At 60.6% G+C, this 26492-nt stretch carries 27 protein-coding genes and 1 pseudogene; 19 read left to right on the plus strand and 9 right to left on the minus strand.

Annotated elements, in window-relative coordinates:
- Positions 1–200 precede the first annotated feature (200 nt).
- Together F7R06_RS31480 and F7R06_RS31485 are read left to right on the plus strand one after the other, a co-directional pair.
- A pseudogene (locus F7R06_RS31480) lies at positions 201–1085 on the plus strand (cache domain-containing protein); the annotation flags it as partial.
- Between the two features lie 201 nt (positions 1086–1286).
- Positions 1287–1991 (plus strand): methyl-accepting chemotaxis protein, encoded by a 705-nt coding sequence (locus F7R06_RS31485; RefSeq protein WP_390959907.1) that lies wholly within the window; start codon positions 1287–1289, stop codon positions 1989–1991.
- Positions 1992–2347: 356 nt separating this feature from the next.
- Here F7R06_RS31485 and F7R06_RS16730 read toward each other — a convergent pair whose 3' ends face one another.
- Complete coding sequence (locus F7R06_RS16730; protein ID WP_090323285.1) at positions 2348–2833, minus strand: flavin reductase family protein; 486 nt, start codon at positions 2831–2833, stop codon at positions 2348–2350.
- A 323-nt stretch (positions 2834–3156) separates the two neighbouring features.
- Between F7R06_RS16730 and F7R06_RS16735 the strand changes: the two genes are divergently transcribed.
- The 6 genes from F7R06_RS16735 (at position 3157) to F7R06_RS16760 (ending at position 9336) form a co-directional block, all read left to right on the plus strand.
- Positions 3157–4563, plus strand: a complete 1407-nt coding sequence (locus F7R06_RS16735) for a purine-cytosine permease family protein (RefSeq protein ID WP_090323283.1) — start codon at positions 3157–3159, stop codon at positions 4561–4563.
- Between the two features lie 199 nt (positions 4564–4762).
- Positions 4763–6127, plus strand: a complete 1365-nt coding sequence (gene benA, locus F7R06_RS16740) for a benzoate 1,2-dioxygenase large subunit (RefSeq protein WP_090323281.1) — start codon at positions 4763–4765, stop codon at positions 6125–6127.
- Positions 6124–6612: a benzoate 1,2-dioxygenase small subunit gene (gene benB / locus F7R06_RS16745; RefSeq protein ID WP_090323279.1), complete on the plus strand. Its 489-nt coding sequence runs from the start codon at positions 6124–6126 to the stop codon at positions 6610–6612. Before benA ends, benB begins: the two co-directional genes overlap by 4 nt.
- 10 nt (positions 6613–6622) lie before the next feature.
- Positions 6623–7636 carry a benzoate 1,2-dioxygenase electron transfer component BenC gene (benC, locus tag F7R06_RS16750; protein WP_090323278.1) on the plus strand — a complete coding sequence of 338 codons (1014 nt, stop codon included), beginning with the start codon at positions 6623–6625 and terminating at the stop codon, positions 7634–7636.
- 184 nt (positions 7637–7820) lie between these two features.
- Positions 7821–8594 (plus strand): 1,6-dihydroxycyclohexa-2,4-diene-1-carboxylate dehydrogenase, encoded by a 774-nt coding sequence (locus F7R06_RS16755; protein WP_090323276.1) that lies wholly within the window; start codon positions 7821–7823, stop codon positions 8592–8594.
- A gap of 43 nt (positions 8595–8637) precedes the next feature.
- Positions 8638–9336, plus strand: coding sequence for an alpha/beta hydrolase (locus F7R06_RS16760; protein ID WP_090323274.1), 699 nt, complete (start codon positions 8638–8640; stop codon positions 9334–9336).
- Positions 9337–9342: 6 nt separating this feature from the next.
- On the opposite strand, the gene F7R06_RS16765 is transcribed toward F7R06_RS16760, so the two are convergent.
- Complete coding sequence (locus tag F7R06_RS16765; RefSeq protein ID WP_090323273.1) at positions 9343–9705, minus strand: NUDIX hydrolase; 363 nt, start codon at positions 9703–9705, stop codon at positions 9343–9345.
- Positions 9706–9923: 218 nt separating this feature from the next.
- Here F7R06_RS16765 and F7R06_RS16770 point away from each other — a divergent pair, with 218 nt between their 5' ends.
- Entirely contained in the window at positions 9924–10115 is a 192-nt protein-coding gene (locus F7R06_RS16770; protein WP_090323271.1) for a DUF2188 domain-containing protein, read from the plus strand.
- A gap of 45 nt (positions 10116–10160) precedes the next feature.
- Here F7R06_RS16770 and osmE read toward each other — a convergent pair whose 3' ends face one another.
- Together osmE and F7R06_RS16780 are read right to left on the minus strand one after the other, a co-directional pair.
- Positions 10161–10511, minus strand: a complete 351-nt coding sequence (gene osmE, locus F7R06_RS16775; protein WP_090323269.1) for an osmotically-inducible lipoprotein OsmE — start codon at positions 10509–10511, stop codon at positions 10161–10163.
- A gap of 13 nt (positions 10512–10524) precedes the next feature.
- Positions 10525–10767: a hypothetical protein gene (locus tag F7R06_RS16780; protein WP_090323267.1), complete on the minus strand. Its 243-nt coding sequence runs from the start codon at positions 10765–10767 to the stop codon at positions 10525–10527.
- Positions 10768–10933: 166 nt separating this feature from the next.
- On the opposite strand from F7R06_RS16780, the gene F7R06_RS16785 reads away from it, so the two are divergent.
- Together F7R06_RS16785 and F7R06_RS16790 are read left to right on the plus strand one after the other, a co-directional pair.
- Positions 10934–11152: a hypothetical protein gene (locus F7R06_RS16785; RefSeq protein WP_090323265.1), complete on the plus strand. Its 219-nt coding sequence runs from the start codon at positions 10934–10936 to the stop codon at positions 11150–11152.
- 83 nt (positions 11153–11235) lie between these two features.
- Complete coding sequence (locus F7R06_RS16790; RefSeq protein WP_090323263.1) at positions 11236–11577, plus strand: hypothetical protein; 342 nt, start codon at positions 11236–11238, stop codon at positions 11575–11577.
- Positions 11578–11580: 3 nt separating this feature from the next.
- On the opposite strand, the gene F7R06_RS16795 is transcribed toward F7R06_RS16790, so the two are convergent.
- On the minus strand, positions 11581–12150 hold the full coding sequence (locus tag F7R06_RS16795) for an RrF2 family transcriptional regulator (RefSeq protein WP_090323261.1): 570 nt from the start codon (positions 12148–12150) through the stop codon (positions 11581–11583).
- 299 nt (positions 12151–12449) lie between these two features.
- Here F7R06_RS16795 and F7R06_RS16800 point away from each other — a divergent pair, with 299 nt between their 5' ends.
- Entirely contained in the window at positions 12450–13652 is a 1203-nt protein-coding gene (locus tag F7R06_RS16800; protein WP_090323260.1) for an NAD(P)/FAD-dependent oxidoreductase, read from the plus strand.
- A 340-nt stretch (positions 13653–13992) separates the two neighbouring features.
- Here the strand turns inward: F7R06_RS16800 and F7R06_RS16805 are convergent, their stop codons facing one another.
- Together F7R06_RS16805 and F7R06_RS16810 are read right to left on the minus strand one after the other, a co-directional pair.
- Positions 13993–14625: a response regulator gene (locus tag F7R06_RS16805; protein ID WP_090323258.1), complete on the minus strand. Its 633-nt coding sequence runs from the start codon at positions 14623–14625 to the stop codon at positions 13993–13995.
- A gap of 34 nt (positions 14626–14659) precedes the next feature.
- Entirely contained in the window at positions 14660–16021 is a 1362-nt protein-coding gene (locus F7R06_RS16810) for a cache domain-containing protein (protein WP_090323257.1), read from the minus strand.
- 341 nt (positions 16022–16362) lie between these two features.
- Between F7R06_RS16810 and F7R06_RS16815 the strand changes: the two genes are divergently transcribed.
- From F7R06_RS16815 to F7R06_RS16830, 4 genes are all read left to right on the plus strand, one after another.
- On the plus strand, positions 16363–18420 hold the full coding sequence (locus tag F7R06_RS16815; protein WP_090323255.1) for a carbon starvation CstA family protein: 2058 nt from the start codon (positions 16363–16365) through the stop codon (positions 18418–18420).
- A 14-nt stretch (positions 18421–18434) separates the two neighbouring features.
- Positions 18435–18632, plus strand: a complete 198-nt coding sequence (locus F7R06_RS16820; RefSeq protein WP_090323254.1) for a YbdD/YjiX family protein — start codon at positions 18435–18437, stop codon at positions 18630–18632.
- Positions 18633–18854: 222 nt separating this feature from the next.
- Positions 18855–19760: a phytanoyl-CoA dioxygenase family protein gene (locus F7R06_RS16825; RefSeq protein WP_090323252.1), complete on the plus strand. Its 906-nt coding sequence runs from the start codon at positions 18855–18857 to the stop codon at positions 19758–19760.
- A gap of 82 nt (positions 19761–19842) precedes the next feature.
- Positions 19843–20931 carry a GGDEF domain-containing protein gene (locus F7R06_RS16830; RefSeq protein WP_174552477.1) on the plus strand — a complete coding sequence of 363 codons (1089 nt, stop codon included), beginning with the start codon at positions 19843–19845 and terminating at the stop codon, positions 20929–20931.
- 7 nt (positions 20932–20938) lie between these two features.
- Here F7R06_RS16830 and F7R06_RS16835 read toward each other — a convergent pair whose 3' ends face one another.
- Together F7R06_RS16835 and F7R06_RS16840 are read right to left on the minus strand one after the other, a co-directional pair.
- Positions 20939–22504 carry an aldehyde dehydrogenase (NADP(+)) gene (locus tag F7R06_RS16835; RefSeq protein ID WP_090323249.1) on the minus strand — a complete coding sequence of 522 codons (1566 nt, stop codon included), beginning with the start codon at positions 22502–22504 and terminating at the stop codon, positions 20939–20941.
- Between the two features lie 10 nt (positions 22505–22514).
- Complete coding sequence (locus F7R06_RS16840; RefSeq protein WP_090323247.1) at positions 22515–23138, minus strand: cysteine hydrolase family protein; 624 nt, start codon at positions 23136–23138, stop codon at positions 22515–22517.
- Positions 23139–23237: 99 nt separating this feature from the next.
- Between F7R06_RS16840 and F7R06_RS16845 the strand changes: the two genes are divergently transcribed.
- The 3 genes from F7R06_RS16845 (at position 23238) to F7R06_RS16855 (ending at position 26475) form a co-directional block, all read left to right on the plus strand.
- A complete protein-coding gene (locus F7R06_RS16845; protein ID WP_090323246.1) occupies positions 23238–23771 on the plus strand; it encodes a winged helix-turn-helix transcriptional regulator in 534 nt (177 codons plus the stop codon).
- A 124-nt stretch (positions 23772–23895) separates the two neighbouring features.
- Positions 23896–24240: a hypothetical protein gene (locus tag F7R06_RS16850; RefSeq protein WP_090323244.1), complete on the plus strand. Its 345-nt coding sequence runs from the start codon at positions 23896–23898 to the stop codon at positions 24238–24240.
- Between the two features lie 252 nt (positions 24241–24492).
- Positions 24493–26475 carry a methyl-accepting chemotaxis protein gene (locus F7R06_RS16855; RefSeq protein WP_090323243.1) on the plus strand — a complete coding sequence of 661 codons (1983 nt, stop codon included), beginning with the start codon at positions 24493–24495 and terminating at the stop codon, positions 26473–26475.
- The last annotated feature ends 17 nt before the right edge of the window (positions 26476–26492 follow it).

Below are 26492 nucleotides of genomic sequence, written 5' to 3' on the forward strand. Positions count from 1 at the left end.
CTCTCCGACGGTCACATTCTCACCTCACAAGGAAGGCGAGCTCGATGAACATAAAACAAAAACTGATCATGGCTTTTGCGCTGATCGCCAGCCTGCCGGTGCTGCTGGTAGCGGTGTGGATCATCCTTAATGTGCGCAACGAGGCGCGCGAGACCTTCATCGACAGCAGCGGGCGGGAGATCCGCCAGGTGGAAAACGCCATGCAGCTGTTTTTCGAAGGCATCAGCCAGAACGTCGCCTACCTCGCCGAACACCCACAGCTGCAAAATATCGACGCCCATCTCAAGCGCTATCTGTCCAGCGACGCGGCGCAAGTGGCAATGGGCGAGCAGGATCAGCGGCTGTTTGATCTGTTCGCCGGGCTGGCCAGGAGTCACTCGGCGTACGCCTATCTGTCCCTGGGCACGCAGGAGGGCGGGTATGTGTTCTGGCCGGGCGATCCGAAACTTGCCGGTTATGACCCGCGTACCCGTCCCTGGTACAAGACGGCGATGGCCCAGCCCGGCAAGACCCTGCGCACCGAGGCCTATTACTGGGCGGCCGACGATGTGGTGCTGGTCAGCACCGTGCGCAGCTTCAGCAATCGCCTGGGCAGCAACGGCGGGGTGGTGAACATCGATGTGTCGCTCAAGCAACTGACTGACCTGATCAAGCAGATCAAGCTGGGCGAGAGTGGTTACCTGATGCTGATGGAAGGCAACAACACGGTGCTGGTCGATCCCCATGACCCGAGCCACAACTTCAAGAAGCTCGCTGATCTGGGCGATGGTTATCGTCAGTTGGGCGAGGCCGGCAAGGGCCTGGTCGAGGTCGAACTGGCGGGGGAGCGCTACATGGCTTTCGTCTGGCCGTCGGCATCGTTGGGCTGGCGTTTTGTCGGCGTGGTCCGGGAAAGTGAAGTCATGGCCGCGGCCACGCGCCTGACTTGGGTGATTGCCCTCATCGCGCTGGTCAGCGCCGCACTCTTCGCCATGGCCGGCGCCTGGTTTGCCGGTCTGATCGTCAAGCCCATTCGCGGCGTCGCCAGCGGCCTGGAAGGCATTGCCCAGGGCGAAGGCGATTTGACCGCGCGCCTGACCGTGCGTGGTCGGGACGAAACGGCGCAGTTGGCCGGCTGGTTCAATCAGTTTCTCGAAGCCATCCGCACCCTGATCCAGCGCATTGGTCTGGCGTCGGGGCAGATCCACAGCAGTTCGGGAAGCGCCACCGAAGTTTCGGCGGAAATGGCCGATGTCGCTGCACGCCAACGCGAAGCCGTGGACATGGTCTCTACGGCATTCCATGAAATGGTGGCCACCTCCAATGAGGTGGCGCGCTCTTGCAGCCAGGCCGCCGACTCGGCGGATAACGGCCAGCGCCAGGCGCGCACCGGGCAACAGCAGATCGACGCGGCGGTGACCAACGTCGGGCGCCTGAGCGAGGAAATCAGCCACTCCGCCGAGGCGATGCAACAGCTGGAGCAGGACAGCAATGACATTCAGTCGATCCTCGGCACCATTCGCTCGATTGCCGAGCAGACCAACCTGTTGGCGTTGAACGCCGCCATCGAAGCCGCGCGAGCGGGCGAGCAGGGGCGTGGTTTTGCGGTGGTGGCCGACGAAGTGCGGGCGTTGGCCAAGCGCACATCGGACTCGACCAGTGAAATCGATGGCTTGCTCGGCAATCTGGCGCGGCGCACCCATCAGATGGGCAAGCAGATGCATGCCAGCCTGGAGGTGTCCCAGGAGACGGTGTTGTCGATCAATGAAGCGCGGGAGAGTTTCGGGTTGATTCGCGAGTCGGTGGACGTGATCCGCGACATGAACACGCAAATCGCCACCGCGGCGGAAGAACAGCATCAGGTGGCCGAGGATATCAACCGGCACATCAGCCAGATCCACGGTGATGCGCAACTGGTCGCCAGCCTGGCCGATGCCACGCGCCAGGACGCGCAGAACCTGACGCAGCTGTCGCAGACGTTGAATGGCCTGGTCAATCGGTTCCGTACCTAAGGCGTGGCCCCTGCAGGAGCGAGCCTGCTCACGAAAAACGCGCGGACAACGCGGGCATTCAGACAGCCAGCGTTATCGTTGACGTCCATCGCGGGCAAGCCCGCTCCCACAAGGATTTGCGTGGAGCCTGCGGGCGCGAGGGTTGCGGGTCTGATAGCCCGATCAAAACGGTAGGAGCGAGCCTGCTCGCGAAAAACGCCCGGACACCACGGGAGTTCAGACAGCCAGCGTTATCGTTGACGTCCATCACGGGCAGGCCCGCTCCCACAGGGATTTGCGTGGAGCCTGCGGGCACGAGGCTTGCGGGTCTGATAGCCCGATCAAAACGGTAGGAGCGACGGCGGAATCTTTTGAAATCAGGCGATAACGGGCAGGGCGCCCATCTTGCCATGGCAATACACCAGTGGTCCGGCGTTGTGCCGGGGCACGATCAGGTTCTTCACCGCGCCGACCATGATCGCGTGGTCGCCCCCTTCATATTCGCGCCACAGTTCGCATTCGATGACCGCCGTGGCGTTGGCCAGGATCGGGTTGCCCAGCTCGCTCAATGTCCACTCGATGCCTTGCGCCTTGTCTTTGCCCTTGCGCGCGAAGGCATAGGCTTCGCTCTGCTGCCCACCGGACAGCACGTGGATGGCAAAGCGTTTGTTCTTGATCAGTACCGGGTAGGAATCGGAGCTGTAGTTGGGGCAAAACAGCACCAGGGCCGGGTCCATGGACAGCGAGCTGAACGCACTGGCCGTCAGGCCGACGATCTGCCCGTCGTCGTCGAGCGTGGTGATCACGGTTACGCCGGACGGGAACGAGCCCATGACTTGTTTGTAGATGGCGGCATCGATCATTGGACTGATCTCGGGTGTGAAGCGTGGTTTTTATGAGTTTGTAGGTCTGATGGTATACCGTAATACATCGTTTGCAAGGGCTTTTTCTGCTGGCCGATAAACGTACATCTTTGCTCTTGAGGTCAATGAATACGGGGCTTTCAGCTAGGCAGAGGGTAGGGTTTTGCGGCAGGATTGCGCATCAGATGGGCTCGCAAAGACCGGATCAGTCTTGTGAAAAGTTTGGAATACCATAATATGGTGCGCATCTGAGGGGCGGCCAGAGAGTCCCCCCGGTTTGGCTTCATACAAAGATAAGAACAGACAAACTCGAGTTCATGCATATGTCCCAGATGTCCCGGCAAGACCCGTTGATCGAGAATCACACGGTCGACTACGTTCCACTCGCAGAGCGCCACGGGAAGGCCCGCGATCTTTTCACCCTATGGTTCAGCACCAACATTGCACCACTGCCCATCGTCACCGGTGCCATGGTGGTTCAAGTGTTCCATCTCAACTTGTTCTGGGGGCTGCTGGCGATTGCCCTGGGGCACATGGTCGGCGGGCTGGTGATTGCCCTTGCATCGGCCCAGGGCCCGTGCATGGGCATTCCGCAAATGGTCCAGAGCCGGGGGCAGTTCGGCCGATATGGCGCGCTGCTGATCGTGTTCTTTGCCGCCCTGATCTACGTCGGTTTCTTCATTTCCAACATCGTGTTGGCCGGCAAGTCGATCGTCGGCATCGTGCCTTCGGTCCCGGTGCCCGCCAGCATCCTGATCGGCGCCCTCAGCGCCACCGCCATCGGGGTGATCGGTTACCGCTTCATCCATACCCTCAACCGCATCGGCACCTGGGTGATGGGCAGCGCGCTGCTCGCCGGTTTCCTCTATATCTTCGCCCATGACTTGCCGGTGGACTTCTTCACCCGCGGCGGTTTCAACCTGTCCGGCTGGCTGGCCACGGTGTCCCTGGGGATCATCTGGCAGATCAGCTTCTCGCCTTACGTGTCGGACTACTCGCGCTACCTGCCGGCGGATATCGGCATCACTCGTCCGTTCTTCGCCACTTACCTGGGCGCGACCCTGGGCACGATCCTGTCATTTACCTTCGGCGCGGTGGCGGTCCTGGCGACCCCGGAAGGCACTGAAGCAATGGCCGCGGTGAAGCAATCCACCGGGTGGCTGGGGCCGATTCTGATGGTGCTGTTCCTGCTCAACATCATCAGTCACAACGCCTTGAATCTGTACGGCGCGGTGCTGTCGATCATCACTTCGATCCAGACCTTCGCCAGTCAGTGGACACCGAGCATCAAGGTGCGCGTGGTGTTGTCGAGCGTGGTGCTGGCGGGTTGCTGCGTGGTGGCGCTCGGCGCTTCGGCGAATTTCATCTCGCAGTTCATCGGGCTGATTCTGGCGCTGTTGTTGGTGCTGGTGCCGTGGGCTTCGATCAACCTGATTGATTTCTATGTGATCAAACGTGGCTGCTACGACATTGCTTCGATCTTCCGTGCCGACGGCGGGATCTATGGGCGCTTCAATCTGCATGCGATCGTGGCGTATTTCATCGGGATCATCGTGCAATTGCCGTTTGCCAATACGTCGCTGTATGTCGGGCCTTACGCCAATCTGGTTGAGGGTGCAGATCTGTCGTGGCTGGTGGGGTTGGTGGTGACGTGTCCACTGTATTACTGCCTGGCGACCCGTGGGCAGGCTCGGTTGAGCGGGGTGGCGCGGTTTGGTTTTACTGACTGATTGATGTTTGGTGTTTGTCTGGAATGCCCGGCCTTTGGCCGGGCATTTTTGTTTTCTGGTGTTGTTCGGGGAAGTTGCCGCCAGAATCCCCTTCATCTGTTGCACAAAACGGATAAAGGTCTGCACCCCGCGGATAGTCCGTCATACCCCTCCGTCCTAGCATGACCCTGCCTGAACAATAACAACGGAGGCGGCGGCCATGACCCTGCGACCCGAATATCTTCACTCCCTGCTTGAAGACGACCCTGCCCAAGGCCTCTATCGCTGCAAGCGCGAGATGTTCACCGACCCGCGCCTGTTCGATCTGGAGATGCAACACATCTTCGAAGGCAACTGGCTGTACCTGGCCCATGAAAGCCAGATCCCCAATATCAATGATTTCTACACCACGACCATGGGGCGCCAGTCGATCTTCATCGCGCGCAACAAGGACGGTGTGCTCAACGCTTTCCTCAACGCCTGCAGTCATCGCGGCGCGACCCTGTGCCGGCACAAGTCCGGCAACAAGAGTTCCTATACCTGCCCGTTCCATGGCTGGACGTTCAACAACTCGGGCAAGCTGCTCAAGGTCAAGGACCCGGCCAATGCCGGCTACCCGGCGAGCTTCAACTGCGAAGGCTCCCACGACCTGACCAAAGTCGCGCGTTTCGAGTCCTATCGCGGTTTCCTGTTCGGCAGCCTCAAGGCCGATGTGGTGCCCCTGGTGGAGCACCTGGGCGAGTCGGCGAAGATCATCGACATGATCGTCGATCAGTCGCCCGATGGCCTGGAAGTGCTGCGCGGCTCTTCCAGCTACATCTATGAAGGCAACTGGAAACTCACTGCCGAAAACGGTGCCGACGGTTACCACGTCAGCTCCGTGCACTGGAACTACGCGGCGACCCAGAACCAGCGCAAACAGCGCGAGGCCGGTGATACCAACCCGACCATGAGCGCGGGCAGCTGGGCCAAGCAGGGCGGTGGTTTCTATTCCTTCGACAAGGGCCACATGCTGCTCTGGACCCGCTGGGCCAACCCCGAGGACCGTCCGTTGTACGAGCGTCGCGACGAACTCGCCCAGGACTTCGGCAAGGCCCGCGCCGACTGGATGATCGAGAACTCGCGCAACCTGTGCCTGTACCCGAACGTGTACCTGATGGATCAGTTCAGCTCGCAGATCCGCATTGCCCGGCCGATCTCGGTCAACCGCACGGAAATCACCATCTACTGCATCGCCCCCAAGGGCGAGAGCGACGCTGCGCGTTCGAGCCGGATTCGCCAGTACGAAGATTTCTTCAACGTCAGCGGCATGGCCACCCCGGATGACCTGGAGGAGTTCCGCTCCTGCCAGACCAGCTACCAGGGCAGCGTCACCACCTGGAATGACATGTCCCGCGGTGCCGAGCACTGGATCGAAGGTGCCGACGAAGCAGCCAAAGAGATCGACCTGCACCCGCTGCTCAGCGGCGTGCGCACCGAAGACGAAGGCCTGTTCGTGCTGCAACACAAGTATTGGCAGCAGACCATGCTCAAGGCCCTGGCGGACGAACAGTCCGGGCTGATTGCCGTGGAGACCGTGCAATGACCATCACCTATGACAGCGTGCGCGATTTTCTCTACCGCGAAGCGCGTTACCTCGATGACCGGCAATGGGATGAGTGGCTGGAGTTGTACGCCCCGGACGCCACATTCTGGATGCCGTCGTGGGACGACAACGATGAGTTGACCGAAGACCCGCAGCGGGAAATCTCGCTGATCTGGTACGGCAACCGCACCGGCCTGGAAGACCGCGTCTTCCGGATCAAGACCGAGCGTTCCAGTGCGAGCATTCCGGACACCCGTACCTCGCACAACATCAGCAACATCGAGTTGCTCGAACAGGCCGACGGACTGTGCAAGGTGCGCTTCAACTGGCACACCCTGAGCTTTCGCTACAAGACCGTCGACAGCTATTTCGGCAGCAGTTTCTACACCCTCGATGTGCGCGGTGAAAACCCGCTGATCAAGGCCAAGAAAGTGATCCTGAAGAACGACTACGTTCGTCAGGTCATCGATGTCTATCACCTGTGAGGCGGCCGTCATGACCCATTCCATTGCGTTCAACTTCGAAGACGGCGTCACCCGGTTCATCGACGCCGATGCCGGCGAAACCGTGGCCGATGCCGCGTACCGTCAGGGCATCAATATTCCGCTGGACTGCCGCGACGGTGCCTGCGGCACCTGCAAGTGTTTTGCCGAGGCCGGTCGCTACGACTTGGGCGAGGAGTACATCGAAGACGCCCTCAGCGCCGATGAAGCCGAGCAGGGCTTTGTACTGACCTGCCAGATGCGCGCTCAGAGCGATTGCGTGGTGCGGGTGCCGGTGTCGTCGGAGGTCTGCCGCACCCAGCAAGCCAGCTATGACGCCACCATCAGCGCTGTGCGCCAGTTGTCCGACAGCACCATCGCGCTGTCGATCAAGGGCGAGGCTTTGAACAAACTGGCGTTCCTGCCGGGGCAATACGTGAACCTGGGGATTCCCGGCAGCGGGCAGACTCGCGCCTATTCGTTCAGCTCGTTGCAGCGCGACGGCGAAGTCAGTTTCCTGATTCGCAACGTGCCCGGCGGCTTGATGAGCAGCTTCCTCACCGGCATGGCCAAGGCTGGCGACAGCATGAGCCTGGCCGGTCCCTTGGGCAGTTTTTACCTGCGCGACATCCGTCGGCCGTTGTTGTTGCTGGCCGGCGGCACCGGCCTGGCGCCGTTCACCGCGATGCTGGAGAAAATCGCCGAGCAGGGCAGTGAGCATCCCCTGCATTTGATCTACGGCGTGACCCACGATTTCGACCTGGTGGAACTCGATCGCCTGGAAGCCTTTGCCGCGCGTATCCCGAACTTCAGCTACAGCGCCTGTGTGGCCAGTCCTGACAGCCGGCACCCGCTCAAGGGCTACGTGACCCAGCACATCGAACCGAAGCATTTGAACGATGGCGACGTCGATGTCTACCTGTGCGGCCCGCCGCCGATGGTGGAAGCGGTGAGCAAGTACATCGGCGAGCAGGGCATCAAGCCGGCGAACTTCTACTACGAAAAATTCGCCGCCAGCGCGGCCTGAGTTGCGCGCAAATCCCGTGCACGACACTGAACCAATGTGGGAGCGAGCCTGCTCGCGATGAGGGCAGAACATTCGACATCGATGTCGCCTTGTGAGCCGGCTATCGCGAGCAGGCTCGCTCCCATAGAAGCGTGTTTTGTCCGGTACTTCTTCATTGACCTGCATCCTTAGTCATGGGGTACACATGAACAGATTTCACGATAAAGTCGCGCTGATCACCGGAGCGGCCCAGGGCATCGGGCGCCGGGTGGCCGAACGCATGGCCGCCGAAGGCGCGAAGCTGATCCTGGTCGATCGCTCCGACCTGGTGTTCGAGGTGCAGAAGGCGTTGGCGCCGACCTGTCAGGTCCTGGCCCTGACGGCCGACCTTGAGCAATACGATGAGTGCAACCGGGTGATGCACACCGCCGTCGAACGCTTTGATCGGCTCGACGTGCTGATCAACAACGTGGGCGGCACGATCTGGGCCAAGCCGTTCGAGCACTACGAGGCCTCGCAGATCGAAGCCGAAGTCCGCCGTTCACTGTTTCCGACGCTGTGGTGCTGCCATGCCGCCTTGCCGTTCATGCTGGAACAGGGCAGTGGGGCGATCGTCAACGTCTCGTCCATCGCCACCCGCAGTGTCAACCGCGTGCCCTATGGCGCGGCAAAGGGTGGCGTGAATGCACTGACCGCTTGCCTGGCATTCGAAACCGCCGGGCGCGGCGTGCGGGTCAATGCCACCGCGCCGGGCGGCACCGAAGCGCCGCCGCGAGTCATCCCGCGTAACAGCGCCGAGCAAAGCGCGCAGGAGAAAATCTGGTACCAGCAGATCGTCGATCAAACCCTCGACAGCAGTTTGATGAAGCGCTACGGCACGCTGGATGAGCAGGCCGGGGCTATTCTGTTTCTGGCCAGCGACGAAGCCTCCTATATCACCGGCATGGTCATGCCCGTGGGCGGCGGTGATCAGGGTTGACGCTACTGGCAAACAAACTCTGATCACACACGGAGTCATCGTGATGAGCGAGAAACCGACAATTGTGCTGGTGCATGGTTTTTGGGGCGGTGCGGCCCATTGGAACAAGGTCATCGTCGAGCTTTTGCGTCAAGGCTACAGCCGTATCCGCGCGGTCGAGATGCCGCTGACGTCGTTGGCGGACGATGCCGAGCGCACGCGCAAGATGATTGCGCAAGTGGCAGGGCCCGTGTTGTTGGTGGGGCACTCCTATGGCGGCGCGGTGATCACCGAGGCGGGAGACCAACCAAACGTCGTGGGGCTGGTGTACATCGCCGCGTTCGCCCCGGATGCCGGTGAAAGCCCCGGCGGCATCACGCAACGGCATCCGCCTGTCGCTGCGGCGAACCTGACGCCTGATAGCGACGGTTATCTATGGGTCAAGCCGCAGCTCTACCATGAAAGCTTCTGCCAGGATCTGCCGGCAGTTGAAGGGCTGGTCATGGGCCTGATCCAGAAGGCACCGCTGGCCAGTACCTTCGGCGACACCATCGGTAGCGTTGCGTGGAAGAAAAAACCGTCGTGGTATCAGGTTTCGACCGAGGACCGAATGATCGCGCCGCAGAATCAGCAATGGATGGCCGGGCGTTTGAACGCCAGAGAGATCCTGACCCTGAACGCCAGCCATGCGTCCCTGGCCTCGATGCCCGTGGAAGTCGCGGCGTTCATCAATAAAGCTGCAACGACCCTGGCCGGGGAATGACTGACCTTACAAGCGACGCTGAAACGCTCTGATAATGCGCAGCGTCGCGTCGCTGGTGCTCAGGTTTTGTACGGTATCCAGCGGGAACCAGATGAAGTCGACAATTTCATTTTGCGCCCGGACTTGATGCAGATTCACCACAGATGCTTCGTAGACGTGGTGTCGGGTGTCGCCGGACTCCAGTTCCATCAGGTACAGCATCTCGTCGGCATAAAGGCCGGTTTCTTCCTGCAGTTCGCGTATGGCGGCATCGGCCCTGGTTTCGCCGGGCTCGACTTTTCCACCAGGCAGCGCCCAGCGACACCTGAGCTTGCGCACCAGGAGGATGTGCCGGTCCTGCTCGCAAATGACGGTTGCGCGTACTTTCATGGATAAACTGATCGCCTGTTGTCATGTAACTGTAACAAAAATGCAATATTCGCGCCGTGTCCCGTTTTACCGGTGGTTGGGAAGTTCGATATGAGAAATACCTGAAAGTGCCATCGAACGGGGTCGTGGTGATACGACGTCTGGTCGGCATTCGGATAAAAGGTGGGTGTAAGGTAGGCACGTCAACCCTGGATATCACTGCCGAAAAGGAGACGACCATGAGCGTTCCGATGTTGAACAAAATGCACATGAACGGCTACGACGTACTGAGCGTGAACAACGGCCCCTGGCGGGTATGCACCAAAGGCGATCGACTGGCCTCCTTTGGCAGCCGTGAAGAAGCACTGGCCTTTGCAGCGTCGCTTCCAGGTTACAAGGCGCAGTCGAACAGGCAGGCGCAAAGTCAGTAACGTTAAAGCCCCGGCATGCCGGGGCTTTTGATGTTGGCGTGGTGCTCAGTAGCCGCCGCCACTGGAATGGGAGGGCTCCCTGGCTTTTTGCTGTGCGCGACTCCATTCGGCACAGGTCATGAAGCTGGTGTGGTCGACCTTGCCCCGGCTGTCGAAGCTGACGTTGTATGGCTGCTGTTGACCAGACTGGGTCAGCCGGTAATCAAAGCAGGTGCCGGGTTCAACGCTGCGGTCCGTGATCGACAGCGGCGGGCCGCCGATTTGCTGGACTTGTTCCTTGCTCATGCCGGTTTCGACTTTGGCCACCAGCGGTTGATTGCGGAAGACTTGAGAGTCGGTATTGCAGCCACTCAACGCCGTCAGCAGTGCGACCAGCGTGCACAGGGGGCTGTTCATGGCAGCGCTCCGCTCAGTTTGCCCGGGTGGTTCGACTGATGGCCCTGGCTTTGACTTCTTCGGCGTAACCGGCCAATCGTCCTTCATCGCTCTGGAAGACATCGCAAAGCCTGAGGGCGGCCTGCGCGTCCACATCATTGCCGGCCTGACGCAACTGTTCGGCGATGCGCAGCAGTTCGACGGCGGACCATCTGAGGTCCGACGCAACGCTCTGCAAGTCGCGGCGAAGTTCTTGTTCCGACTCGTTAAGCCACATGATGACCTCCTGAATGTCTGCGCTAGGAAATTTTAGACCCATTTCCCGGCCCGGGTGTTGTGTTCGTCTGATACTGCGCGGCTTCCTTTGGTCGGGAAGTTTGCGTGAACAGGAAAATTCGCGGTCGTATTGATGTATCGATTTTTCCGGCTGGGGGGACCTTCAAATGACGACGACCGATGACTTCAGGGCGCAGGCACACGCGCTGATCGCCGACCTGGACGCGGCTACCAGCGAAATGATGAGTCTGATTTCCGCGCATCAGCTCAGCGGGCCGGAATGGGAGCGGGTCACGCGATGGCAGCATGAGGCCTATGAGCGATGGATGACCTATCTCAATACGCGTTCCTATCCCGGCACCACGGATGACCCTGCCAACTGCTGAGATTTTTTTCAGGAATGGATGTAAGAAATGGATGTAAGGACTGCGACACGCTACATTTCACGTTTTCAGATCAAGGGCACTTTATGCAGAGTCGGATGTTGATGGGGGGAGCCGTGTTGGCGTTACTGGCGGGTTGCTCGTTGCCGGCTTCATTGGTTCCAGGCGAGCCGAATGTCAGCAAATACAGTGCGAAAGTGCCGAAAGAAGTGGCGGCGTGTGTGTTGCCGGCGTGGCAGAAAGAAGTATCCCATACCACCCAGACCTCGATTTCCAATGGCTACAGGATTACCGCGCCCAGCATCGTCACCGCCGATGAAATTCTGGACATCGTGAAGTACAAGGATGGCAGCCGCGTGTCGCTTTATCAGGGGCCACCTTGGGCAAAGTCAGGCGCACTGCAAAAGGCAGTGCGTGACTGTCTGTAGCGTTCAGCTTGAAATATCAGTGATCTGGATGAGCTGATCGTCGCTGGCTTGGGCACTGTTGGTGCCTTTCTTTTCCCGACGATCATTCATCCAGCTGTCTACCTGCGCATTGAACGCTGCCGGAGCCTTGCGTCCGACCTTTCGGGCGATGTCCAGGATGGTCTGCTGGGCGAGGGCGTCTTCCATGCGCTTCTGCGCCGTCATCATTGCGCCATGTACCGAACAGGGACCGTCGAGCGCCCAGTCGGGGGCTTCGCCTTCGAACAGTGCACAGCGGCCGCGAATCTCCCGGCATTCGAAAATGGACTTGCGCCCGTCGATGGCGTTGACGATATCCAGCAGCGTGATTTCGTCGGCCGGCCGCGCCAGCTTGAACCCTCCGCGCACACCCTCGGTGGCGACCACCAGTTTTGCCTTGGCCAGTTTGGTGAAAATCTTCGCCAGATAGTCCAGAGGCACGCCTTGCAGTTCAGCCAGGTCGCGCACGCTCGCTTCGCGTGTTTCGCCGCCGTTACCCACCAGGAAAATCAGGCAGTGAATACCGTATTCGACGCCTGCGCTGTAAAGAGACATTTCGATCTCCGACTAAAATTGTCGCAAATATTAACAGTTGACCGCGAACAGGACAACGAACGGCGGGGATTTATCCATGGCTCGACCAGGCTTTTGGGTTGGGGCTTCTGAATGTATTTCAAGGCGTATCGATTTGATCGATGGCAAGCATTGAAAAAAATCCATTGCGGCATGTAACTACGACTCATATAGTCGCCGTTGTCAGGTCGACGGTGACTGGCGTTCATCGAGAGCGAACGAACGCCGACCACCTGGCCGATTAATGAATTTCAATGCCTGGTTTTTCCCTGGAGATAAAAATGAAGCAGCACATCTTGGTCATCGGCGCAGGTTTCGGTGGCATGTGGACGGCTTTGAGCGCCACGCGTCTGTTTGATATGCACGGTCACAAGGACTTCGAAGTGACGGTGCTGGCGCCTCAGGCCGAACTGCGTGTGCGTCCGCGTTTCTACGAGCCGAACGCCCATCTGCTGGCCGCTCCCCTCGGCGAGCTGTTCGATGCCGTCGGCGTCAATTTCATCAAGGGTGCTGCCCAGACCATCGACGTTGCGCAAAAACGCGTGGGGTACATCGATGAGTCGGGTAACCGGCAAGTCTGCATCTACGACAAACTCGTTCTGGCCACCGGCAGCCGTCTGGCCGCCTCAGACACCCCGGGCGTTACCGAGCATGCATTCGACGTCGATCAGATCGAGCAAGCCGTGCGCCTGGAGAATCACCTCAAATCCCTGGCCAGCCAGCCAGAGAGCGACGCTCGCAACACAGTGGTCGTTGCCGGTGGTGGTTTCACCGGGATCGAAACGGCGACTGAAATGCCAACGCGTCTGCGCGCCATCCTGGGAGATCGTGCGGACATCAACGTGATCATCGTTGACCGTGGCAGCAAGATTGGCGGGTCAATGGGGCCTGAAATCGCTGAAAAAATCGTCGAAGCCAGCCTTGAAACCGGCGTGAAATGGCATTTGAACGCCTCGGTGGTTGCCGTCGACGAACAGGGTGTGACCTTGTCCGATGGCCAGCGCATCGACGCGAGGACGGTGGTCTGGACGACTGGCGTACGTGCCAGTTCACTGACCGAACAGATCCCCGCCGAACGCGATCACCTCGGCCGCCTGCACGTCGATGCCCACTTGAAAGTCATTGGCCAGGACGACATCTACGCGACCGGCGACGTCGCTTATGCGGCCTCCGACGACATCGGCAACCACGCATTGATGACCTGCCAGCACGCCATTGTCCTGGGTCGCCATGCCGGTCATAACGTCGCTGCGCAGATCCTCGGCGTGGACCCGACGCCGTACAGCCAGCCGAAATACGTGACCTGCCTGGACCTGGGCGCCTGGGGTGCGGTTTACACCGAAGGTTGGGATCGTCAGGTCAAGCTGATCAAGCAGGAAGGCAAGTCGCTCAAAACCCAGATCAATACGGTGTGGATCTATCCGCCAGCGGCAGACCGCGCCATTGCATGGGCGGCAGCGGACCCTCTGATCCCGATTGCCTGAGTCCGGGCAAGACAAAGTTAAGGCGGTTTCTACCTTAGCCATAAAAAATGTCAGGATATTTAGAGGGTTAGAACGTTTAGTAACTGCATGGTTAATTAAAATATCTTGTTACACGGCGAAATATTCCGTAATATCCGCGCCGCGTTCACCACCACGGTTTATGCATTTTTAAATCCCAGGCGTCCATCAGCTGCCTGGGATTTTTTTTGCCTGCAATTCAGCCTCCCGGCCTTGTTTAAGCAGGTGGAGTTGTCATGCACGATCTCTGGAGCCGGCTTGTCGGCTCCTGCAGGTTTTTCTCGGAAATGAACCCAGATCGATCACGAAGGGCCGATATGCCTTAGCGCGAAATGATCCCGTGGTCGATCGCGTATTTGACCAGCGCCGCGGGCTTGTCGATGTTGAGCTTGCGGCGGATGCTCAGGCGATGGGTTTCCACCGTGCGCACGCTGATGTCCAGCTCTCGCGCCATTTCCTTGTTGTTCAGGCCCTGGGCCATTTTGTACAACACCTGGCTTTCGCGGGGGGTCAGCTCGTTGTCAGTGTTTTTATCGGCGATGAGCCGCTGGGCAATCTCGGCGCTGTAGAAGGTGCCGCCGCTGGTGATGGCCTCGATGGCGGCGATGATTTCCCGTGACGGGGCGTTTTTCAGCACGTAGCCGCTGGCGCCGGAGCGCACCGACTCACTCACATACTCATAGTTATCGTACATGCTCAGCACCAGCACCTTGAGTGCAGGGTGCTGGCTGCGCAGGACGCGGGTCAGTTCAAGGCCGTTCATGTCCCGCAGGCTGATATCGACCAGCAACAGGTCCGGCTGACAGCGCCCGACCATCTCGATGGCCTCGGCGCCGCTCTCGGCTTCTCCCACCACTTCCAGGGGCGCCATCACGGCCAGCAGCGCCTTGATCCCGTCACGGACCAGGGAGTGATCGTCAACCAGGGCGACGCGGATCGGGGAGGGCAGGGTCATCGTAGGCATTCACTCATGTTGTTCTTGGGCACGGTCAGCGTTGGCTGCCTGAGGGTTTCATGGGAAGCAGAACGTCCAGCGAGCTTTTTCCCGGCATCGAAATCAACTCGACGCGGCCGCCAAAATGTTCGACCCGTTCGCGGATATTACGCAAGCCAATGCCCGCGTGACGACGCTCGACCTGAGCGACGTTGAAACCGACGCCGTCATCGACCACGGTCAGGCGCACGTTTTCTTCAGATCCATGCAAGGTGATGGAGACGTTTTTGGCCTGGGCGTGGCGTTCGATGTTGGTCAGGCCTTCCTGCACGATACGAAACAGCGAAACGGCGGCGCCATCGACTAACTGGCAGTCGAATTCGTTGTCGTTGTAAGTCACCGTCAGCCCGCTGCGCTGCTCGAATTCGGCGGCCAGCTGGCCAATGGCGGCCGGCAGGCCCAGGGTGTCGAGCAAGGACGAGCGCAGGTCGTGGGAGAGGCTGCGCACTTCGCCAATCGCTTCGCCCAGGCGTTCGGTGGCGTCTCTCAAGATGCCCAGGCCCTTGTCCTGTCCGTTTTCCAGAACATGGCTGGCCAGTTCGAACTGAAACTTGATCGACACCAGCACCTGACTGATGCCGTCATGCAGTTCGCGGGAAACCCGTGATCGTTCTTCTTCCTGCAGGCTGACAATACGCTGGGTCAGGCGCTGCAGTTTTTTATCCGCCAGACGATGCTCGCTGACATTGAGGGTCATGCCGGTGGCGAACACGAACAACACCGCCACCAGTGCGACCACGGCAATCGCCATCATGGTTTTGCGGATGCCCTGGGCGACTTCGGCGCGGGCCTGCTGGGTGGCGCGTTCGACGTCTTCGAGGTAGATGCCGGTGCCGAGCATCCAGCCCCAACGGTCGAGCATCACCACATAGGCGAGTTTGTCGGTCACCTGGCCGGACGAGGGTTTGTTCCAGGCGTAGCGTTGAAAGCCTTCGCCCGATTGCGCGCTTTTGAGCAACGCCTGGATCACCGGCAAACCGTGGGGGTCTTTCATGTCCCACAGGTATTTGCCCACCAGCTCCGACTGCCGCGCGTGCATCAGGCTGCGGCCTTCGTGGTCATAGACAAAGAAGTAGCCGTTGATGCCGAAGCTCAGCTTGCGCAGTTCTTCGAGCACCTGTTGCTGGGCATGCGCGTCCCCGTGACCGTCGTCGTACAGCGGCGCGATCAGACTTTGCGCCATTTCCACGTAGTTTTTCAGTTCGGCCCGCTTGCTCGCCAGAATGCTGTCTTCGATCAGCTGTGCCTGTTGGTCGCCCAGTTGGCGATTGAGGGAAATCACCAGCGCGCAGATGACAGCGATGGCCAGCACCAACGGCAGAATTCCGAGCGCGACGATTTTGTGTTTGAGCTGCATCTTGACTCCTGCCCCCGCGAAGGCTCGGGATCATATGCCAAACAGGCACCTTGTAGGAGATAGCCAAAGGTCCGCTGGTCGATGCAGATCTCCTGCTCGCGATGGTCGTCAACGATGACGCGGGTTGTCTGAATGCCCGCGTTGCCCTGACGTCCATCGCGAGCAGGCTCGCTCCTACAGGGGATTGGCGGTCGTCTACGTAGAACTACGTAGAAATCGCATACGTAGTAACGCGGATTTATTTGTGGACGGCATGCGCGGATATTGGGCCAGCTCCGCAATGCGGACACAATTATAAAAATTACCGCCGCAGTCCACCGGCTGTCGGCAGGAGACATTCTATGCCCCGTCTGGCTAAACACCTCGCCTGGTTTGCCGTGGCTGTCCTGGGAGCGATTGCGCTGAGTGTCGTGGCCCTGCGCCGCGGCGAAGCGATCAACGCCCTGTGGATCGTCGTCGCAGCCGTCGCTATCTACCTGGTTGCCTACCGTTACTACAGCCTGTTCATCGCCAATAAAGTGATGCAGCTCGACCCCAATCGAGCCACACCGGCTGTGCTCAACAACGATGGTCTGGACTACGTACCGACCAACAAACACGTGCTCTTCGGTCACCACTTCGCGGCCATCGCCGGCGCGGGTCCGCTGGTCGGTCCGGTGTTGGCGGCGCAAATGGGCTACCTGCCCGGCACGCTGTGGCTGATCGCCGGCGTGGTGCTGGCTGGCGCCGTGCAGGACTTCATGGTCCTGTTCATGTCCACCCGCCGCAATGGCCGCTCCCTGGGCGACATGGTCCGTGAAGAAATGGGCCGCATTCCCGGAACCATCGCGCTGTTCGGCTGCTTCCTGATCATGATCATCATCCTCGCGGTGCTGGCGCTGATCGTGGTCAAGGCTCTGGCGGACAGCCCGTGGGGCATGTTCACGGTCATGGCGACCATCCCGATCGCGATGTTCATGGGCATCTACATGCGCTACATCCGTCCGGGCCGCATCGGTGAAATCTCGGTGATCGGCGTGGTGCTGTTGCTGGGTTCGATCTGGCTGGGCGGGCAGATTGCCGCCGATCCGGCGTGGGCCAAGGTCTTTACCTTCACCGGTATCCAGATCACCTGGATGCTGATTGGCTACGGCTTCGTCGCAGCCGTTCTGCCGGTGTGGCTGATCCTGGCGCCACGGGATTATCTGTCGACCTTCCTCAAGATCGGCACCATCGTCGCCCTGGCCATCGGCATCCTGGTGACCATGCCCGAGCTGAAAATGCCGGCGCTGACCCAGTTCATCGACGGCACCGGGCCGGTGTGGAAGGGCGGGCTGTTCCCGTTCCTGTTCATCACCATCGCCTGTGGCGCGGTGTCCGGTTTCCACGCGCTGATCGCTTCGGGCACCACGCCGAAGCTGCTCGCCAGTGAAGGTCATGCCCGTTACATCGGTTACGGCGGCATGCTGATGGAATCCTTCGTCGCCATCATGGCCATGGTCGCCGCCTCGGTGATCGATCCAGGCGTGTATTTCGCCATGAACAGCCCGGCCGCCGTGGTCGGTGCCGATGCCGTGAGCGTCGCGCAAACCGTCAGCAGCTGGGGCTTCGCCATCACCCCGGACGCCCTGCAAGCGGTTGCCAGGGACATCGGTGAGACCACCATCCTGGCCCGTGCCGGTGGTGCGCCGACCCTGGCGGTCGGCATCGCGCAGATCCTGCACCACGTCCTGCCGGGTGAAAACACCATGGCGTTCTGGTACCACTTCGCGATCCTGTTCGAAGCCCTGTTCATCCTGACGGCGGTCGACGCCGGTACCCGTGCCGGGCGGTTCATGCTGCAGGACCTGCTCGGTTCCTTCGTGCCGGCGCTGCGCCGTACCGACTCCTGGACCGCCAACCTGATCGCGACCGCCGGGTGCGTGGCGATGTGGGGTTACCTGCTGTACCAGGGCGTGATCGATCCGCTGGGTGGCATCAATACCCTGTGGCCGCTGTTCGGTATTTCCAACCAGATGCTGGCCGGTATCGCGCTGATGCTTGGCACCGTCGTGCTGATCAAGATGAAACGCCAGCGCTACGTCTGGGTCACGCTGTTGCCTGCGGTGTGGTTGCTGATCTGCACCACCACGGCCGGTTTCATCAAGCTGTTCGACGCCAACCCGGCGATCGGCTTCCTGTCACTGGCGAAAAAATACAGCGATGCGCTGGCCAAAGGTCAGGTGCTGGCTCCGGCCAAGAACATTGACCAGATGCAGCATGTGATTTTCAACGCCTACACCAACGCCACACTGACCGCGCTGTTCCTGTTCGTGGTGTTCAGCATCCTGTTCTTTGCGCTCAAGGTCGGTGTCGCGGCCTGGGGTACAAAAGAGCGTACGGACAAAGAAGCGCCATTCCAGGCCCTGCCGGAGGCGTAAACGAGGATTGCACCATGTTCAATGACCTGAGTCGCCTTGGTAAATACCTCGGTCAGGCCGCACGCCTGATGGTCGGCATGCCCGACTACGAAAACTACGTCGAGCACATGCAAAACAAACACCCGGACCAACCGGTGATGGACTACGAGGCGTTCTTCCGCGAACGCCAGGAAGCCCGTTACGGCAGCAAGGCTGGACCGAAGTGTTGTTGAGCGAATGAAAAACCGGCCGGTCAGGCCGGTTGAACGAGAAGTTCAGCCTGACCAACAAGCCCTGCATGTTTGCGCGTGCAGGGCTTTTTTCGTTTCACTCGGCAGGCTGTGCCGGACGGGTTGCCTTTGAACTGATCCGCCTTTTTCCACCCCATCTGGTGCTTCCCGGCGCAATCGGCTTGCCGCTACAGTCAAGCGCGCAACGTCAGGGGAGATCAGTTCATGTACAGCTCGCTGGCAATACCGGGCAGCGCCCGGCAGTTTCATGATCGGATCTATGCCGGCGAGATCATTCGCGTGACTGAGTTGTCAGCCATGTCAGCGCTGGTGGCATTGACCCGAGCGTTGCTGGAAGATGCGCTGCATCCCTGGGCGCCGCAGGAGATCCATCGTTATCTGAGCCACCGCGAGCAGACGCTACGTTTTGCCCAATGTCAGAGCGCTTTCGCCGGCGCGACCGAGATCCGCCAGAGTTGGCAGGCCGTGCTGGAAAGCCTGGGGATGGCCGCCGATGCCCTGGCCTGTGACCGTTTGCACCTGCGTTTTCAGCCCCACCGAGAACCCCGGCAATCGACGCCGCGCGCCCGAACCACGGCTACCATCGCCTTTCACCGCGATACCTGGGGCTCCAATCTCTATGCGCAAACCAACTGGTGGGCGCCGATCTATCCGATCACGGCGGGTCGGACTTTTGCCTTGTATCCGCACCTGTGGCAGCGAGCGCTGCGCAATTCCAGCGCCGATTTCGATATGCGGGCGATCCTTGAGCGCTCCCATCGCGACGGTCGTAATGCAGTGGATGCCGACGAGGCCATCCCGCATCTGCTGGAAGCCATTGACCCGCAGCAGGGGATTGCCGTTGAACTCGCACCGGGGAGCCTGATTGCTTTTTCCGGGGCGCATGCCCATGCCGGCGTGGGTAACTGCACCGGATTGACGCGCATTTCGTTTGAAACCCGCTCCCTGCTGATCGACGACGTACGGGCCGGGGTGGGCGCGCCCAACGTTGACGGTCACGCGCCGTGGCGCACGCCAGGGCTGTTTCGCCGAATGAGCGATCGTAAACGCCTGGACGAAATCCTCGGTTGCGGGTTCATCGAACCCTGTTCACTGGCAGAAATCCGCTAGTTTTGGATAGCCGTTTGTCGGGCGTATCGGTATGCTCCCCCGCACTGTCCGAATGCCAAAGATAAACAACCACAGTGATGCCATGAGCCAATCAGAATCGCGTGCGAATGTTTTAGCGCTGTACCCGGAAGACACTCGGGAGGCGGCGGCTTTGCTCAAGCAGGCCGTGCCCCTGATGGTCCGCCACAACATTCCGCCCAATCCTGTGCATTACGCACTCTGGTACACCTACAGCAAGGGCCAGGACCCGGAGCTCAATCGCCACCTGGACCGGGTGCTCAGAGACTTCGACTACTTTCCGCCGGAATCCGCCACCAAGCTGTTTCGCGAGTACATCATCCGTGACGAACTGGAGGATGTCCGCGCCGAGCAGCAGCAGGTCATCAGCCTGGTCGATGGCATGGAGCGGGACGTCTCGCGCAGCGTAAAGGGCAATCTGACGTTTCAGAACCGTCTTGGCCAGTGCATGGAGATGCTCGAAGAACCGGTCGACGCGCGCCTGCCGGACATCTTGAGCGAATTGCAGCAGAGCACCCGGCTGATGCAGAGCCAGCAGGAACACTTCCTCGCCCAGTTGCAGTCGGCGCAAAGCGAAATCAAAAGCCTGCGCGACAAACTGGAGCGTGCGCAACGGGCCGCGACAATGGATGGCCTGACCGAACTGCTCAACCGTTCGGCCTTCACACGCTTGCTCGAACAGGCACTGGGCAATGCTTCCCGGGGCGTGGCCCTGGTCATGCTGGATATCGACCATTTCAAGCAATTCAACGATCTGTACGGCCATCCGCTGGGCGACCGGGTGCTTCAGCACGTGGGCCAGGTACTGCGCGGTGCGCTTCCAGCCAACGGGTTTGCCGCCCGCTATGGCGGTGAGGAATTCTGCGTGGTGCTCGAACAATGCGCCGATCTCACCGCGGCCAAGGCCTACGCCGAGCAGCTGAGGCTGAAAGTCCAGGCATTGCGGATCAAGGCGCGCGGCACCGACACCGTGCTCGATACCATTACCGCGTCCTTCGGGGTCGCCTTCGCTGAGCCCGGTGACACCCTGGAAAGCCTGCTGACCCGCGCCGATGACGGGCTGTACCAGGCCAAGCGCAATGGGCGCAACCAGGTGCAAGCCATGGAAAAGAACCGGCATTCGAGCAGTGAACCCCTGAATGCCGGGTCATGATTGACGCTTACTGGCCGTCCACGCTACGCGGAACGCCCAGGGGATTGCTCTCGCGCAGGGCCTCGGGCAACAGCGCATCGGGAAAGCCCTGATACGACACCGGGCGCAAGAAGCGCTCGATTGACGTCATGCCCACCGAGGTGAAGCGGCTGTCCGAGGACGCCGGGAACGGTCCGCCATGGATGGTGGCGAAGGACACCTCCTGCGGATGGGCAAAGGCATTGACCACAATCCGCCCGGTGCGCCGCTCCAGTACCGGCAACAAACGTTGCGCCAGTCCCAGATCTCCCGCTTCAAGGTGCATGGCCGCGCTGAGCTGACCGCGAAGCGTCCGTGCGACCGCCAGCATTTCTGCCTCATCCCTGACCTTGACCAGCAGCGCCGCCGGCCCGAACACTTCGTGGGCCAGTGCGGTCTCGCTGAGGAAACGCTGGCCGTCGACTTCCAGCAACGCGGATTGACCGTCCAGGTCGCCATGGGCGGCCAGGCCTGCGGCCACCTGCGTGGCGCCGACATTTTGCAGGTGATCCAGACCGCTGACGTAGGCGGCGTGAATCCCCGGCGTCAGCATCGGACGTGCTGCCGCCTCGGTGACGCGCTTGATCATGGCGGCGCGCAAGGCGGTAAAGCCTGGCCCTTCGATGGCGATCAGGATGGCCGGTTTGAGGCAGGCCTGGCCGACATTGACCAACATGCGTTCGGCAAAACCGTCACCGATTGAAGCACCCCGTTCGGCCAGCGCCAGGGGCAGGATGAAGGTGGGGTTGACGCTGGTCATCTCGGTAAACACCGGAATCGGTTCCGGGCGCAGTTGCGCACGCCGATAGAGCGCCATGCCACCCTGTTCAGAACCGGTGAAGGTCACGGCCTTGATCAACGGATGGTCGACCAGGGCTTCGCCAATTGCGTTGCCGCTGCCGCGCACCATCGAGAACACCCCTTCAGGCAAACCACTGTCCTGCACCGCCTGGCGAATGGCCCGGGCCTGAATTTCCGAGGCGCCTGGATGGGCGTTATGGGCCTTGAGCACCACCGTTGCGCCCGCCGCCAGGGCCGAGGCGGTGTCGCCGCCGGCCACTGAATAACTGATGGGGAAGTTGCTCGCGCCGAAGATCGCCACCGGGCCGATGGCGATTTTCTGCAAGCGATGATCCATGCGGGGGCGTGGCTGACGCTCAGGCTGTGCCGGATCGATGGCCAGTTGCAGGAAACGTCCTTTGCGCACGACATCGGCGAACTGGCGGAACTGGGTGGCGGCCTTTGCGGCTTCACCCTGCAGTTGCGCCTCGGGCAGGCCGGTTTCCAGCGATGCCCGTGCCGCCAGCGCTGTGCTGGCCGCGTCGAGATTGTCGGCGATGCGTTCCAGGAAGGCCGAACGCTCGGCGAGCGAAGTATGGCTGTAGGCGTCAAACGCCTCGTCGGCCAGGATTGCGGCCTGGTCCACTTGCGCGACGCCGCCCAGGGCGAAATCCGGCTCGATGAACTGGTTGGTCGCGGGGTTGAGCGCCTTCAGGGTCCCTTCGGTGGCAGGGATTTCATGGGCGCCGATCAGCAGGTTTCCGGTCAGTTTCATGGTGTGCGCCTCACTGCGCCAGAGTGGCGATGAGTTCATCTGTCGTGACAATCGCGTGGGCGAAAGTCGGGCCGTTCAGTTCGTGGGCGGCGTGCATCATTTCCGGCTTGAATGCCGCGGTGGCATCTCGCACCAGGGTGACGTGGTAGCCGAGTTCCTGGGCGTACCGGGCGGTGGCCTCGATGCAGGTATTGGCCAGCAAACCGACGATGATCACGTGGGTGATGCCCCGTTGCTTGAGGCGAAAATCCAGGTCGGTGTTGGCAAAACCGCTCGAGCCCCAGTGCTCGGAAACCACGACGTCACCGGCTTTCGGCGCGAAATCCGGGTGCCATTCCCCGCCCCATTCGCCCCGTGCGAAGTGGTGCATGTGCTGGATCTTGCATTGGGAGGGGCTTGGGTGATCCCAGTTTTCGTAGTCGCCTTTTTCCCAGCGACGGTGCGGTACGATAACCACCGGAATGTCGAGGTCACGGACCGTGCGATCGAGGGCGCGCAGGTTATCGAGCAGGCCGACTTGCTCGGCGATCGGCTTGATCAGCGGGAAGACTTTGCCGCCCTCGGACAGAAAGTCGTTGTAAGGATCGACCAGCAGGTAAGCGGTGCGATCAAGGGGGTAGGCAGTGTTCGACATGACGGATTTTCCTCGCATGCAGGTGGATCTGTGCCTTGGGCTTGCTGTGGCACGGTGTAGATATGATAATCATAGTAAGTATGAAAGAGGCAAGACCGTATGGCGGTTAAACAGAATAGTCCTGAAACCTTGTGCCCGATTTCACGGGCCGAGTCAGTCGTCGGAGATCGCTGGACCGTGCTGGTATTGCGCGAATTGTTCATGCGCAGCCATCGGTTCGACGAGATCCAGGCGCAGACCGGAGGCACCCCGCAGATGGTCGCGGCACGCCTGAAAAGCCTGGAGACCGACGGGCTGATCGAGCGTCGGGCCTACAGTGAGCGACCGCTGCGCCACGAGTACCACCTCACGGAAAAAGGCCAGGCCTTTTACCCGGTGATTCTCGCCCTGCGTGCCTGGGGCGAAACCTGGTGCAAGTCAGAAGGGGAGACGTTAGCCGTGCGTTATACCCACCAGACCTGCGGTCATCCGGCCGGGCTGGGGCCGCTGTGTGAGCATTGCGGCGAGCTGTTGCGCCGCGAAGAACTGATCAGCGAGCCGAGTGCCGCCTATGCCCTGGAGCGACAGGCGCGGCGTGATGCGTTCAAGGGCCATCGCGCAACGCCCGAAGCCGTGGGCGACAAAGCCGGATAAACACCGGCGCTGCTGATGACTATCGCTTCTGGCAATAGTGAACATCATTGATCTCAAGTTCTGTTGTTGGCAGTAAACAAGGAAAATCCCGCGCATCCAACATGCTTTCCAAGGAACTTGCGCGATGAAAATGTTGACCCGGCAGGCGCTTGTCGCATCCTTGCTGTTGTCGGGCTGTGCTTCAGCCCCGAACGACCCGACGTTGACCTTGCAGACCCGCAAAGCACCCGCCGACTACGCCCATTGCGTGCTGCCGAAACTGCAGGATGGCTCGCTGAAAACCACCGTGACCGAGACCCAGCGCAGCTACCGGATTGTCGTGTCCAGCAAGGTCGCGGCGGACGATGTGCTCGAGGCCTACAAGGACAAGGCTTCCAATGGTGGCAAAGTGTTTTTGTACGAGCGTGCGTTGTTGGCGTCGACCTTCGGGCCTTCGCGGCTCGAGCGCGCCGCGCAGGAATGCCTTTGAGTGACATCCCGGTTGTTCGGTTTCCATGACCTCGGCGCGCTCTGCCCGGCGCGTCTGAGCGCAATGATCGGCCAGACTTTTCAGGCCGGTTTTTCTTGCTGAGCAGTTGTTCATTTAGGTTGCATCAGCCCCTCGCGCCTCGATATAGTGGCCAAATAATATCAATTATAAATCACTTGCCAGCAGGGCTGCTGCACTCTCATTTTTGCGCGGGCTGTGCTGGCTGACGTATCGCTCCTTCGAGAATGCTCAATGCCTAATCGCTCACTGCACTTCAAGCTGTTCTGGACGGCGCTGACCGGAACCGTCGTCGTCATGGCGCTGCTCCTGGGTTCCATTGCCTATATCGCCTATGGGTCATCCATCAAGGAAACCTTTGCCCTGGTCGACACCATCGTCAAGGCCAATGCCAAGGAAGTGGAAGTCGAACTCGGCGCCGGTTTTACCGTGGCCGAATCCCTGGCCAGTGTCGCCACCGCGATGCAGCAACAGCAGGTCGACCGCAAGACGGCCGATGCCATGACCCGCCAATTGTTCGAGGCCAATCCGAACTTGCTGGGGCTTGGGCAGTACTGGGAAGCGAACGCATTCGACGGCAAGGACAGCGACTACGCCAACCAGCCGAATCACGATGCCAGTGGTCGCTACCTGACGTACTGGAACCGTGCCGGTGGCGCGCTCAAGTCCGAGGTGTTGACCGGTTACACCCCGGAAAACGCCGACAACCAGTATTACTACCGACCGCTGCATACCCGCCAGCCGTGGGCTTCCGAACCGTTCGCCTACAGCACTGGCAGTGGCCAGTCGGTGATGATGGTGTCGATCATGGTGCCGCTGTTGCAGGGCGGCAAAGCCCTGGGGGTGGCGGGGGTCGATATCCCGCTGGAAAGAATCAACCACCAGCTCTCGACCATCGATGCATTCAAAGGCTACGGCGCGCTGGTTTCCAGCGACGGCCTGTACGCCAGCCACCCCGATGCCAGGCGCTTGAGCAAACCGGCGGATGAATTGCCGGCCGCAGCCAGGGACGCCATCAAGGCGGGCCAACCCTACAGCTTCCAGCGCGATGGCTGGGGCTATGTGCTGCAACCGGTGCACATCGGCAAGGCGCCGAACAATTGGGCGCTGATGGTGGCGTACCCGCTCGCCGAAGCCATGGCCGGGATCAATCATTTCCTCTACACCGCCGTGGTCATCGGTCTGGTGGCGCTGCTGGTCCTGGCTATCGTGCTGTGGCATTTGCTGGCGTGGCAGATTCGTCCGTTGTCGGGTTTGACCGTCGGAATCCAGGCCTGGGAAGGCGAGCTGGGTCTGCGTTTCGAACAGCGCAGCGGCGACGAAACCGGCAAACTGGCCGGCGCATTCAACCAGTTCATCCAGCGCCTGGGGGATCTGGTGGGGTCGATTCGCCATAGCAGCACCACGCTGATGCAGATCTCCAATCACCTGGGCGATACCACCCAGGCCGTCGCCGAGCGGGCGACTTCCCAGCACACGGCGACCGAGGAAATGGCCAGCGGTGTCACGGCGCTGGCGCATTCGGTGACCGAGATGTCCCAGCAAGCCGAGGACGTGGAGCAACTGGCGCGCAACACCGAGGTATTGACCAAGCATATTTCCGGGGACATGAGCCAGACCCTGGCCGGCATCACCCACATCGACCAGACCATGGACGTGGTGGCCGGCGCGGTGGGTGATCTGGAAAAACGCTCGCAACAGATCGCCGGGATCATCGCGGTGATCCGCAGCATTGCCGATCAGACCAACCTGTTGGCACTGAACGCGGCGATCGAAGCGGCGCGGGCAGGGGAGCAGGGACGTGGCTTTGCCGTGGTGGCCGACGAAGTGCGGCAACTGGCGGAACGGACCAGCCGTTCGACCGGTGAAATCGGCGAGATGATCGGTGCCATCGGTTCGGACGTGCGCAACACCGTGGCCAACGTCCAGCAGGTCGGCGAGGCCGTGCGTCAAGGCGTCACGCAATTGACGACCTCGGCCCAGGGGGTCGATCAGATCCGCCAGCACGCCCAGGACATTCTGACGCGCATCAGCGAAGTGGCGCGTCAGACTCAAAGCCAGGCCGCCACCGGCGAGCAGCTGTCCGTTGCCATCCAGGGCGTCAGCCGCATCTCCGAGCAGAACGATCATGCGATTCGCAGCTTGCTTGAACAGTCAGTGCAATTGCGCGATCAGGCCGGCTCCCTGAGTCAGCAACTGACGCAATTCAGGGATTGAAATACGGGGTTCGCTCC

Origin of the sequence: Pseudomonas moorei, from assembly GCF_008801475.1 — a bacterium.
Lineage (GTDB): Bacteria > Pseudomonadota > Gammaproteobacteria > Pseudomonadales > Pseudomonadaceae > Aquipseudomonas > Aquipseudomonas moorei.